This is a genomic window from Rahnella sp. PCH160, from assembly GCF_047784855.1.
Taxonomy (GTDB): Bacteria; Pseudomonadota; Gammaproteobacteria; order Enterobacterales; family Enterobacteriaceae; genus Rahnella.
The window spans coordinates 399,139-411,166 of sequence record NZ_JBLOGT010000002.1; the positions used below are offsets into that span (position 1 = coordinate 399,139).

General features: G+C 58.0%; 8 protein-coding genes and 2 pseudogenes. 6 read left to right on the top strand and 4 right to left on the bottom strand.

Annotated elements, in window-relative coordinates:
- Nucleotides 1–363: 363 nt before the first annotated feature.
- Nucleotides 364–2,784 (bottom strand): outer membrane protein assembly factor BamA, encoded by a 2,421-nt coding sequence (gene bamA / locus ACM5QY_RS24745; RefSeq protein WP_416123294.1) that lies wholly within the window; start codon nt 2,782–2,784, stop codon nt 364–366.
- 332 nt (nt 2,785–3,116) lie between these two features.
- On the opposite strand from bamA, the gene ACM5QY_RS24750 reads away from it, so the two are divergent.
- From ACM5QY_RS24750 to ACM5QY_RS24775, 6 genes and pseudogenes are all read left to right on the top strand, one after another.
- Entirely contained in the window at nt 3,117–3,935 is an 819-nt protein-coding gene (locus tag ACM5QY_RS24750) for an ATP-binding cassette domain-containing protein (RefSeq protein WP_416123295.1), read from the top strand.
- A complete protein-coding gene (locus ACM5QY_RS24755) occupies nt 3,935–4,756 on the top strand; it encodes an ABC transporter ATP-binding protein (protein WP_416123296.1) in 822 nt (273 codons plus the stop codon). Before ACM5QY_RS24750 ends, ACM5QY_RS24755 begins: the two co-directional genes overlap by 1 nt.
- Before the next feature lie 4 nt (nt 4,757–4,760).
- Nucleotides 4,761–5,998: pseudogene (locus tag ACM5QY_RS24760) on the top strand (MFS transporter).
- A gap of 13 nt (nt 5,999–6,011) precedes the next feature.
- The gene (locus ACM5QY_RS24765) at nt 6,012–7,520 is read left to right on the top strand and encodes an ABC transporter substrate-binding protein (protein WP_416123297.1); all 1,509 of its coding nucleotides are present in this window, start codon (nt 6,012–6,014) and stop codon (nt 7,518–7,520) included.
- Nucleotides 7,520–9,303: pseudogene (locus ACM5QY_RS24770) on the top strand (ABC transporter permease subunit). Before ACM5QY_RS24765 ends, ACM5QY_RS24770 begins: the two are co-directional and overlap by 1 nt.
- A 64-nt stretch (nt 9,304–9,367) precedes the next feature.
- The gene (locus ACM5QY_RS24775; RefSeq protein ID WP_416123298.1) at nt 9,368–10,297 is read left to right on the top strand and encodes a DMT family transporter; all 930 of its coding nucleotides are present in this window, start codon (nt 9,368–9,370) and stop codon (nt 10,295–10,297) included.
- 12 nt (nt 10,298–10,309) lie between these two features.
- Here the strand turns inward: ACM5QY_RS24775 and ACM5QY_RS24780 are convergent, their stop codons facing one another.
- From ACM5QY_RS24780 to ACM5QY_RS24790, 3 genes are all read right to left on the bottom strand, one after another.
- Nucleotides 10,310–10,846, bottom strand: a complete 537-nt coding sequence (locus ACM5QY_RS24780) for a GNAT family N-acetyltransferase (protein WP_218521474.1) — start codon at nt 10,844–10,846, stop codon at nt 10,310–10,312.
- Nucleotides 10,827–11,138, bottom strand: a complete 312-nt coding sequence (locus ACM5QY_RS24785) for a type II toxin-antitoxin system TacA family antitoxin (protein ID WP_416123426.1) — start codon at nt 11,136–11,138, stop codon at nt 10,827–10,829. Before ACM5QY_RS24785 ends, ACM5QY_RS24780 begins: the two co-directional genes overlap by 20 nt.
- A 111-nt stretch (nt 11,139–11,249) precedes the next feature.
- Nucleotides 11,250–12,020 (bottom strand): ABC transporter ATP-binding protein, encoded by a 771-nt coding sequence (locus ACM5QY_RS24790; RefSeq protein ID WP_416123427.1) that lies wholly within the window; start codon nt 12,018–12,020, stop codon nt 11,250–11,252.
- Nucleotides 12,021–12,028 lie beyond the last annotated feature (8 nt).

Here is a 12,028-nt window from a genome sequence, read left to right on the forward strand (position 1 = left end):
AATACGTTAACGAAGCCACGCGTAAGATTAACGAACTGTAAGACTGCTGTTACGTAAGCCCTGACGTTTATCACTTCGCTTAAATAAACCTGACTTAATCCGAACTGTTTTATTTCGATAAAACGGCCAGGGTTTTTTTTGCCTTTTTTTTAAATAGTAAAAATCGATATTTGGAATAAAAAAAAGGGGCCGTACAGGGTCGGCCCCAAAGAAGGAAGAACTCCAACAATATTATAATGGCATGATGTTTTACCATAAATGGTTGCTCAATAAACATCATGCGAGCATTATAATTGATTCACTATCTGTTTCCATCCTCATTACGTCTGTATAAAGTAATAACTTCGTAAGCCGGTAATATTATCACCAGGTTTTCCCGATATTAAACTGGAACTGTTCTGCGCTGTCGCCTTCATATTTCACCAGCGGTTGTGCATACGAGAATACCAGCGGGCCTAACGGGGATTGCCATTGCAATGAAATACCGCTGGAAACACGAATATGCGTCGGATCACTGTAATCCGGAATACCCGCCGCTTCCGTCGCCGTCGTATTTTGCCATTTCGTATCCCACACCGTACCGGAATCCACGAAGAACGACGTGCGCACGGAACTGGCGTATTTTTCACTGATAAACGGCGTCGGTACGTAGAGTTCTGCGCTGGCAATCGCCAGCGCATTCCCGCCCACCGCATCGGTAGATTTTGTCACCGGACAGGTAGAATACGAGGTATCAACGCTGGCACATTTGTAATACGCCGCTTTCGGGCCGATGGTGTTGGACGAGAATCCGCGTACCGAGCTGGAGCCGCCCGCGTAGAAGTTATCGTAGAACGGCACGTCGTTGCCGCCCAGTCCGGCGGCGTAACCGGCTTTGGCGCGGCCCATCAGCACCCAGTCAGATTTATCGCTCAGCGGAATGTAGTGATTGGCATCAAACGTAATTTTGTAATAACTGTCGTCCGAGCCCGGCGTAGTGACTTTTGCACTCAGGCTGGCGCGCGTGCCCGAAGACGGGAAGAAGCCGCGGTTAAGATCGTTATACGCCCAGCCAACACTGGCGAAGAAGTCGTTGGTGCGTAACTCCGCCGTGCTGTTGCCGGATGTCACGATCCCCGGATTTACACCGGTGGAATTGAGATAGCGCCACACCGCCACCTGCGGTTCCATGTCGCTCAGTGTGCTGTGAACATAATCCAGCCCCAGGTTCAGCGTATTGTCTTCGCTGACCGGCAGACCGAGATTGACGCCGGTGCCGTAGCTTTGCAGATTGTACGCGGCCAGATCGTTATCTGAAGCATCGTAGTGATTGTAGAAGACTTTACCGCCCAGACTGACGCCGTCGACCGTGTAATACGGGTTGGTCGCCGAGACTTCGACATACGTCTGGTAGGAGTTCCGCGTGCCGCTAAAACTGACCGTGTTACCGCTGCCCAGCCAGTTATCCTGCGTCACGCCGAGCTGATAGCTGATGCCGCTGTCCGTGCCGTAACCCACGCCGACGTTGAATGTGCCGGTGTTCCGCTCTTTGACTTTGTACACCACGTCAACCTGATCGGTGGAACCCGGCACCGGTTGTGTATCGACGTCTACAGTCTCAAAATAGCCGGTGCGGTTCAGACGGTCTTTGCCTTTTTGTACCAGATCGTTACCCAGCCACGCGCCTTCCATCTGCCGCATCTCACGGCGCAGCACTTCGTCTTTCGACGTGTCATTGCCCTCGAAGCGGATCCGGCGCACCGAATAACGGTTCCCGGTATCCACGTTAATATGCAGCCTGACAGTTTTATCGGCGTCGTTAATCTCGCTTTGCGTGGTGACGTGCGGATAGGCATATCCGTAACGGCCCAGCATATTTTTAATATCCCCTTCAATTTTCGTCACTTTCGCGCCGTTATATAATTCCCCAGCGGGAATCGCGGTCAGCGCTTCGACTTCGGCAGAATGCCCGGCCATCGGACCGGTCAGCGTGACACCGGAAACTTTATACTGCGCGCCTTCGGTAATATTGACCGTAATATAAATCCCTTTCTTATCCGGCGTTAAACTGACCTGCGTGGAATCCACCGTAAACCGCGCATAACCCCGGTCAAGATAAAAACTGCGCAGCGTTTCGAGGTCGCCGGACAGCTTTTGTTTTTCGTATTTCTTATCGCCGATGACGTTCCACCACGGAACTTCATCACGCAGCTGGAAGTGCGCGATCAGATCGTCATTGGTGAAGGCTTTATTGCCCACGATATTAATTTGCTGAATCTTTGCCGACACCCCTTCGGTGAAGACCAGTTTCACATCCACGCGGTTACGCGGCAGCGGCGTCACCACCGCTTTCACGCTGGCGCTGTATTTACCGACGCTGTAATAGAAATCCTCCAGGGCGTGTTCAATCGACGAAATGCTGGTGCGATCCAGCGCATTGCCGACGCGAACCCCGGAAGCTTCAAGGTTTTGTTTCAGCATGTCGTCTTTGATGGCTTTGTTGCCCGAGAACGTAATACTGGCGATAGTCGGCCTTTCTTTTACCTGCACAATCAGCGTGTTGCCCTCTTCCAACACTTTCACATTGTCAAAATTCCCGGTCGCAAACAGCGACCGAATCGTCTGGCTGATATCGTCATCCGATACCGTATCTCCCACACGCACGGGGATGCTCAGCAACGCAGCGCCAACGGTCACGCGCTGCAAACCTTCAACGTGAATGTCTTTGACGACAAAACCGTCCGCGGCAACAGCCGCCGTGCTGCTCAACAGCAGCGACGCTAAGAGTAATTTTTTCATTGTCATGTGATCCGTGCACGCCGTTTTTCAACTCACCCAATTTCCTGAAAACAAAAAATATTTAGCTTTCAGAAGAAATAACCACGCTAACAGACTGCGGGAAATATCCGAGGTTCATCGGGGACGTTTTGATTTTCGGAAAACATGGGATTCTGTTACGCATTACTTACGTTATTTTCGCGAGGCGTACAGGAGGGGTTTTAATATTGATAATAAAAATCTGATACCGCTACCTAAAAGAGCCAGAAAAAAATCACAAAACCTTTTGCATCAAATTGACACATTTTGTTATGTTATCACATATCAAATACACCACCACGATGAACAGGTTGAAGGGAATGACTGCTGACAGGGCGAAAAACGTCGAACCGGTCCTTGAGGTTAAGGGGCTGACGCTGGAAATCGCCGGTGAAAAACATGTCGCGAATTTGTGCTTTTCAGTGAACGCGGGCGAGCGGGTTTGCCTGCTTGGCGCTTCCGGTTCCGGCAAATCACTGACGGCGAAGATGATCACCGGCACGCCGCCTGCTGGCGCAAAACTCAGCGGCAGTATTCGCGTGAACGGCATCGAAGTCTGCGGAAAACATCCTGTGGCGCGTTGCGCGCAAAGCCGCGTGGCGACGGTGTTTCAGGATTCTTCCACGGCGCTCAATCCCCTGATGACACTCGGCAAACAACTGAATCTCGCCCTGCCTGCGGCCAGCGCAGACCAACTCGCCGAAATGCTCCAACGCGTCGGGCTGGATGACATCCCGCGTTTTGCGGCACGCTATCCGGCAGAGCTTTCCGGGGGCCAGCGGCAGCGTTTATGTATTGCGCTGGCGATGCAATCGTCTTCCTCCTTGCTGGTCGCCGATGAGCCAACGACCGCACTCGACGTGATCACGCAGCAACGGGTTTTACAGGTGATGCGTGACGCCAGTGAAAACACGCTACAGTCGCGCGCACTGCTGTTTATCACGCATGACATCGCCGTTGCCGCGCAACTTTGCGGGCGGGCGCTGGTGATGGAACACGGGCATCTGGTGGAATCCGCGCCAATGCCGCAGATACTTAACAATCCGCAACACGCTTACACAAAGCGTCTGGTTGAAGCCGCAAAGCACAGCGCGGCGCTGCACCGGAACGCCTCCACGCTTTGCGCGGTAGCCGTCTGATGAATCCTTCGCTGCAACGCGTCACCGAACCGTTTTTGCACCTTCACAACGTCAGCCGGAATCTGGCCGTTCCGGGCTTTTTCTGGCAAACAAAACGTGCGGAAACACCGCTTTTTTCGCACTTATCCTTACGCATGGCTCGCCACGAGCGCGTCGGGCTGGTGGGCGCTTCCGGCTGCGGGAAATCCTCGCTTTTGAGAATCCTGCTGGCGATGGACGCGCCAGACGGCGGCGACGTGTTCTGCGACGGAAAACCTGTCCGCCCCGGTTCTGCCCGTTCGCTGCGTGAATACCGCCAGCGGGTGCAATACATTCCGCAGGATCCGGCCGGTTCGCTGCCGCCCAACCAGACTGTCTGGCAGATTATCGCTGAACCGCTGAAGCGTCTGGGTTTTCAGGGCGAGTTACATTCTCGCGTGACGCAGGTGATGGCGCAGGTTGGCCTGCCGGAGACGCTGAGGCATCGCGCGGCGGGCGAGCTGTCCGGCGGGCAGGCGCAGCGCGTGGCGATTGCCCGTGCGCTGGCGGTTCGCCCTGAATTTCTGATTGCCGACGAGCCGGTCAGCGGGCTGGATTTACCACTGCGCGAGCAAATCAAACAGCTTTTACAACAGGTCACGCAGCAAAATGGCATGGGGCTGCTGATGGTGACACACGATATTTCGATGGTCGCCGGGCTGTGCGAACGCCTGCTGGTGATGCACGAGGGCGAAATTATCGAAGACGCCCAGACGCAGGACGCGCTGCTTTCCCCGCGTCATCCGCATACCCGGCAGTTGCTGGCGGCTGTTCCTCATTTACCTTTGATCGTTAACGGATAACCCGATGTTCACCCGCTCTCAAACCCGCACTTCTGCGCCCTGGCCCCCGCTGCTGCTCGGCAGCAATCTGGTCTTTAACATCGGTTTTTACGCCGTGGTGCCGTTTCTCGCCCTCTTTCTGCGCGATGACATGCTGCTCTCCGGCTGGGCGATCGGGCTGGTGCTTGGCCTGCGCACCTTCTCACAACAGGGCATGTTTTTGCTCGGCGGCGCGTTATCCGACCGCTTCGGCGCGCGGGGGTTATTTTGTGCGGTTGCGTGGTGCGCATCGCCGGATACCTGCTGCTCGGGCTTTCCGACACGCTGACGCCGGTGATACTCGGTGCCTGCCTGACCGGCATCGGCGGCGCGCTGTTTTCACCGTCGATTGAAGCCTTACTGGCGCAGGCCGGAACGCACAGCGAGAAAGCCGGAAAACGCAGCCGCGCCGAGTGGTTTGCGCTGTCCGCGGTTTGTGCGGAACTGGGCGCGGTGCTCGGGCCATTGCTCGGTTCGCTGCTTTCCGGCTACGGTTTCCAGCCGGTGGCGCTGGCGGGTTCCGGCTTATTTTTGGCCGCGCTGGTGGTGCTGTTTTTCACCCTGCCCGCCGCGCCGAAACGCGCTGCCGAACTGAAAATTGTGCCGTGGTGGGAGACCTTCCGCCAGCCGCGTTTCGTGGCTTTTATCGTGGCCTACAGCGCGTATCTGTTCAGCTACAACCAGCTGTATCTGGCGCTGCCGGTGGAACTGCGTCGCGCCGGCGGCGGCGAGCAAGATCTCGGGCCGCTGTTTGTGCTCGCATCAGTTCTGGTGATCGTACTGCAAATGCCGCTGGCGCGGTTTTCCCGCCGCATTGGCGCTCGGATCATTTTGCCCGCTGGTTTTCTTCTGCTTTCTGCCGCCTTTGCCGCCGTGGCGATGTTTGCCTGGACGGTGCCGCCGGAAGGCTGGCTGCGTCTGCTGCCGTCGGTGCTGCTGATCACCCTGCTGACCGTCGGGCAAATGCTGATTGTGCCGGTGGGCATGGATTTAATCCCACGTTTTGCCGGGCAGCATAATCTCGGCGCGCATTACGGCGCGCTGTCTTCGATGGGCGGTATCGCGGTGCTGGCGGGGAATTTCCTGCTCGGCGGCCTGCTCGATGACGCACTAGTGCCGTCGCCCGGCGCGGTGATCCCCTGGCTGGCACTGGCCGCCGTTCCGTTTTTAAGCGCACTGGCGATGTGGCGAATCTGCCGCCAGTTGCCTCCTCCTGCACTCTGACAAGGAACTTCTGATGTCTGCGTTACGCATGTGCCCGCTGGCCGGGCTGCTTTCTGCTGCACTTTTACTGACCGGTTGCTTTAATGAAGCCGATAAAACCACCGAAAACAACACAGATTCCCGTCTTCGTCTGGCGATGTTGCAACCGCCGCGCTCCGGCCTGACGCCGCTCAGCGACGATGCGTTTAAGCTTTCGCGCTGGAGCACGGCGGAAACGCTGGTGGTGCTGGATAAGCTCGGCGAAGCCCAACCGGCGCTGGCAACGAAATGGCAGCAAACCAGTGAAAACAGCTGGCGTCTGGAGCTGCGCACGGAGGTGAAATTCCACGACGGTACGGCGCTCGATGCAGCAACTGTCGTGAATTCCCTGACTGTAGCGGCAAACTCCGCGCCGAAACCGCGCATTCTCGACGGCGTTCAGCTCACCGCCGTAGCTGAAGGCGAGCACGCGGTGATTGTCACCACGGCGCAGCCCGATCCTCTGCTGCCGCAGCGTCTTTCCAGCCCGCAGCTGGCCATTCTTTCGCAGAAGGCCTACAGCGTCAGCGGCGTGGTTGACCCGCGTCATACCGGTTCCGGCCCGTTTGAACTGGTGCAGGTGAACGGCACCAGCAGCGCCAGGCTCGATCGTTTCGACGGCTACTGGGGCGAAAAAGCCAAAGCCAGCGGTATCGACGTCAGTTTTGTGCCAGACGGCACGGCGCGTGGCGCGGCATTGCGCACCGGCACGGCGGATATCGTTGAAGCCATTCCGGTTTCTCAGGCACCGTTGCTCGATCAAACCTTAATCCACGAAGTGCCGATGCCGCGCACCAATACGTTGTATCTCAACTCGCGGATCGGCGTGATGCGTGATCCGGCGTTGCGGGCGGCGGTGCGCGAAGCCATCAACCGGCAGCAACTGGTGGATAACGTCTACGAAAAACGCGCCGATGTGGCGCAAGGTCTGCTCGGCCCGGCGCTGCCGTGGGCCGCGCAGTTACGCCAGCCGGTCGCTCATCCGGTGGCGGCGCGTAAACCGGCCGGGGAAACTATCACGCTGGCGACGTTCAGCGACCGCGCCGAGCTGCCGGAAGTGGCGGTGTATCTGGCGCAACAGCTGACCGCCGCCGGGTTTACCGTGAAACAAGTGGTGCGCGAGTATTCGCAAATTGAAACCGATGCGCTGGCAGGTAAATTCGACGCCTTCATTTTATCCCGCGCGACGGTGCTGGATTCCGGCGATCCGGTGGCGTATCTCTACAGCGATTTCTCCTGCAAAGGGTCGTTCAACATCGCACAACTTTGCCGTCCGGAAATTGATGAAGCGCTGAAACACGCCTCCGTCATTCCTGCCGGAGAAGCGCGCCGTCAGGCCATTATGCTGGTTGAAAATCAGATCCTCGACACCGACGCCGCCATTCCAATGCTGCATGAGCGGGTGATTCAGGGCGAAGCGGCAAACGTCCAGGATGCGCTGCGCGACCCGCGTGAACGCACGCTGATCAACACCGCCACACAGCGCAATTCTCAGGCCGACTGATGAGCGAACCGATTTATTGCCGGACCTGCGCGGGCGTCAGCCGGTTGCGGTTGCGTCCGTCGAATACCCTGGTGCCGCTGATTTCACGCGCGCTGACGCTGGCCGCCATTGTGGTACTGATCGGCCTGCTGCCGTGGCTTTCCGGCACGGATCCGGCGCTGTCATTGCTGCGCGCCCGTTCCGGTGAACAGGAAGCAACGGCCGAAACGCTGAACGCCATCCGGCTGTCGCTCGGGCTGGATCAGGGGCCGTGGCACGCGCTGGCGCACTGGCTCGGCGGTTTGCTGCACGGCGATGCGGGGGTTTCGTGGGTATCAGGATTGCCGGTCTTGCCGGGTATGCTGCGGGCGACCGGCGTTTCGCTGACGCTAATGGCGTCGTCGGCGCTGGTGGCGCTGGTGCTCGCGTTGCTGTTGTGTGCGGGCACGTTAATGCGCGGATTACGCGGCCGCACGCCGCGCCCGGCGGGCTTTTTCGCCGCCCTGCTGACCGCATTGCCGGAGTTTTTGCTGGCGTCACTGTTGCTGATCACCGGCGCAGTCTGGCTGCAATTCTTCCCGCCTTACGGCTGGCTCGGCTGGCAGTACGCGGTTTTGCCGTCGCTGGCGCTGGGATTGCCTGCGGGCGGTTATCTCGGGAGGCTGTATTCCGATGCGCTGGCAGGAACCTTTGGCGAAAGCTGGCTGACCACCTGGAGCGTGCTGGGCATTTCTCGCCGTCACACCGCGCTGGCGGTGATCGCCCGATCGCTGCCGGGCGTCATGCCGCTAACGGGTCTGGTGCTGGTTTCGCTGACCGGCGGCGCAATCGCCGTGGAAAAAGTTTTTGCCATTCCCGGACTCGGGCGTGCCACGCTGGGTGCCGCCGCCGCCGGGGATTTACCGTCCTTGCAGACGGGTGTGCTGATCCTGCTGTTGCTGGCGTCGTGCATGGGAATGCTGGCGGGCGGCGGGCGACGTTTATTGCTGGGCCACGCGCTGCAACTGGGCGCGGTGCCCGTTCCGGCGCAGGCGGTTCCGCCGGAAAAACAGCGGGCGTGGATCCCGTTGCTGTGTCTGGGAATATTGCTAGTGATGGTGCTCACCGGTTTGCCGCGTGACCCGCTGACGTCGGAATATCTGCGTTTACAACCGCCGTCGCTGGCACTGCCTTTTGGTGCCGATGCGATGGGACGCGACCTTCTCGCCCGCGTGGCGCACGGTACGCTCAATACCTGTTTGCAGGCGCTGGCGGTGTCGCTGATTTGTCTGGCAGCCGGTCTGGTAGTCGGCGCCTTTCCCCGCGCAATGACCGGACCGATTGAAGTCACCAACGCGCTGCCGCCGGTGATTGCCGGATTAGTCGTCGCCGCCGTGAATGGCCCGACCGCAACCGGCGCGGCGATTGCCGTCACCGCCGTAAGCTGGGCACCGCTCGCAGCGCATACCGCTGCGCTGGTCAGCGAAATTCAGGCGCGCCCCTATATGAAAATGTTGCCGCTCGTTGGTGTGGGCGCTATCCGCCGCACAATCTTTTACGTGCTCCCCGCGCTGTGTGGCCCGCTGCTGCGCCACGCGATGTTGCGGGTACCGGGGATCGCGCTGGCGCTGGCGTCGCTCGGGTTTCTCGGGTTGGGCGCACCGCCGCCGGTGCCAGAATGGGGCGCGTGCTGGCCGAAGGTATGCCGTATATCGAACGCGCGTGGTGGAGCGTTTTCGCCCCGGCCGCCGCGCTGGCCGTGCTTTCCGTCATGGCCGTTACGTTCGGCGGTTTGCGCTGGAAAAAGCGCGCAACCGCGCACTGAAAATTATCTGAATCATTATTTTCGCGCTAAGCTGTCGGCCTGAATTTTTACCGGATGAACGGAAATGGAAGCGCGTAAACCGCTGGACGGAATGGCAACCAGCGTAATGGTGGGGTTGTGTGTGATTTGGGGCGTGCAGCAGGTAGCGATCAAAAGCGCGGCGGCCGATATTACGCCGTTGTTGCAGGTTGCGCTGCGTTCGGGAATTGCCGGGCTGGCGGTGCTGATTCTGATGCTGGTGCGCCAGCGGAAAATCCCGTTCAGCCGTGAAACCCTGCGCCCCGGTTTGCTGGTCGGTCTGCTGTTTTCCATCGAATTCATGTTTGTCGCCGAAGGGTTACGCTTCACCACGGCGGCGCACATGGCGGTATTTCTGTATACCGCACCGATTTTTGCCGCGCTGGGGCTGCACTTTCTGGTGCCGGAAGAACGGCTGAGCGGGCTGCAATGGTCGGGCGTCGGCATCACGTTTACCGGCGTGATTGTGGCGTTTTTGTTTGGCGGGCACTCTGCTGCCGTGCCGCAGGCCAGCAATATGCTGCTCGGGGATTTCTTCGGCCTGCTGGCCGGCATGTTCTGGGGCATGACCACCATCGTGGTGCGCCGCAGTAAATTATCGTCTGGCAGCGCCACCATGACGCTGTTCTATCAGCTGGCGGGCGCGTTCGTGCTGCTCGGCGGGCTGGCACTGCTGACCGGACAAACGCAGTTCCGCCTCAGCCCGGTTTCGGTCAGCAGTATGCTTTTTCAGACTGTCATCGTGACCTTCGCCAGCTACCTCGCGTGGTTCAGCCTGATGCGCCGTTATCAGGCGTCGCGTCTGGGGATTTTGTCCTTCATGACGCCGGTCTTCGGCATCATCGCGGGCGTGGTATTCCTGCACGAACCGCTGAAAGTGAATTTCATCCTAGGCGCGATGCTGATTATGTTAGGGATTGTGACCGTCAGCGCCGAAGGAATTTTGCGGGGCTGGATGGCGAAACGGCGGGGTTAATCCCCCGCGGTTTCAGGCGGCAAGAATATGCTGAATGCCGAGGAACATGGGCACTGCCCCGAATGCATTCGGCGGTGCATCCAGTTGGGCAAATCCCAACCGGGCATAGAAATTAATCGCGGCGGGATCGGCATCCAGATACACCCCTTTGATTGGCAGCGCGTCATGAATAACTTTTATTTGTTCAAAAAATGCCAACAGCAAATCCTGCCCGTACCCTTTATTTTGCTCTTTCGTGGCGACGCCTAACATAATGAGGCGTACTACGCCGACTTCCAGAGGCAATGAACCGCTTACGACTCCTGCTAATTTCCCGCGCTCAAGCCAGTAAGCAGAGAAAGTACACACACCGAACAACTCTCCGGTCTGTGCATCAATCACCGCTTTGGCGGCGCAGTTCCCATCTCTGACACTTTTTTTCAGGGAGTTGCGCACAAAGGCATTGAGCACCGGATGCCCGCAATCAAAGTGCTTATTGCCAGGATACGTAATATCAGACTGGTAGCTGCATACCATCACGCCGGTTTGCTTACTCTGCAGATTTACCATTTTTCTTTCTCCGCATTAACGCCTGCAATGCCAGCGTTGGTGCAGCCGGTTCCGCCAGAAGCTGATTAATCTGCTGCCAGCCTTGTGACGAAAGCTCACGGCGACGCTGATTCTCCAGTACGTTTTCAGCCCGCTCGATTGCAGCGTTGAGGATAAAAGCACTCAGGTCCAGCCCCGCCGCCGCCGCCGCTTCGCGCAACAACTCTTTCAGATCCGGACTGGTCTTTAGCTCAACACGCGCACTCTTTATATTTCTTGCGTCAGAAGGGAGTATCGCTTCTTTAGACATGATGACCTCTCGATTCAGATACGGCTATCAGCCGTATGCAGCACTGTACGCGCGTCCGCTGGCAACGTCAACGCTATACGGTTGATAGCCGTATAAAAGAGAAATCTGTGTTTTTTACAACATCACTTTCGCCGCCATTTCTCGGCTGTAATCGCGGCTGGCGTCGACCAGAACGCGGGTGTAGTCGTCCTGAATGTCGCCGCGCAGGAGTGCGTCGGTTTCCAGCGTTTCGAGGATTTTGCCGAATTTCATCACCGCCACGCGCTGGCAGAGATGCGCGATAACGCCCAGATCGTGCGTAACCATCAGGTAGGTCAGTCCTTCCTCTTTTTGAAGATCGAACAGCAAATTGAGGATTTCTGCCTGCACCGAAACATCCAGCGCCGAGGTCGGTTCGTCGAGCAGCAATACGCGCGGTTTGAGGATCAGCGCACGGGCAATCGCCACGCGCTGGCGCTGGCCGCCGGAAAGCTGGTGCGGATAACGGCTGCGGAAGGCACGGTTCAGACCGACCTTTTCCAGAATCGCATTGATGCGCGCATCGCGCTGATCGATGCGGTGAATTTGCAGCGGCTCTTCCAGAATATCGCCGATGGTATGGCGCGGGTGCAGCGAACCGTAGGGATCCTGAAACACCATCTGCACCAGACGACAGCGGTCGCGGCCAATGCGGTGTTCAAGTGGCTGGCCGTCGATTTCCAGCTCGCCTTTCCAGTGGGTAAACAGCCCTGCCAGGCATTTCAGCACGGTGGTTTTACCGGAACCGGATTCGCCCACCAGCCCGAAAATTTCCCCTTCGCGCACGGCGATATTGACATCCGTCAGCACCTGCGTGATTTTCGCGCCTTCGCCAAACGTGAGGTTCAGGTTGCGAACGTCGATCATGGTTTTTT

Bases quoted from the DNA above. Each gene is read 5' to 3' on its own strand.
- ACM5QY_RS24755 (WP_416123296.1), top strand. From the start codon at position 3,935: ATGAATCCTTCGCTGCAACGCGTCACCGAACCGTTTTTGCACCTTCAC.
- ACM5QY_RS24790 (WP_416123427.1), bottom strand. From the start codon at position 12,020: ATGATCGACGTTCGCAACCTGAACCTCACGTTTGGCGAAGGCGCGAAA.
- ACM5QY_RS24765 (WP_416123297.1), top strand. From the start codon at position 6,012: ATGTCTGCGTTACGCATGTGCCCGCTGGCCGGGCTGCTTTCTGCTGCA.
- ACM5QY_RS24775 (WP_416123298.1), top strand. From the start codon at position 9,368: ATGGAAGCGCGTAAACCGCTGGACGGAATGGCAACCAGCGTAATGGTG.
- ACM5QY_RS24780 (WP_218521474.1), bottom strand. From the start codon at position 10,846: ATGGTAAATCTGCAGAGTAAGCAAACCGGCGTGATGGTATGCAGCTAC.
- bamA (WP_416123294.1), bottom strand. From the start codon at position 2,784: ATGACAATGAAAAAATTACTCTTAGCGTCGCTGCTGTTGAGCAGCACG.
- ACM5QY_RS24750 (WP_416123295.1), top strand. From the start codon at position 3,117: ATGACTGCTGACAGGGCGAAAAACGTCGAACCGGTCCTTGAGGTTAAG.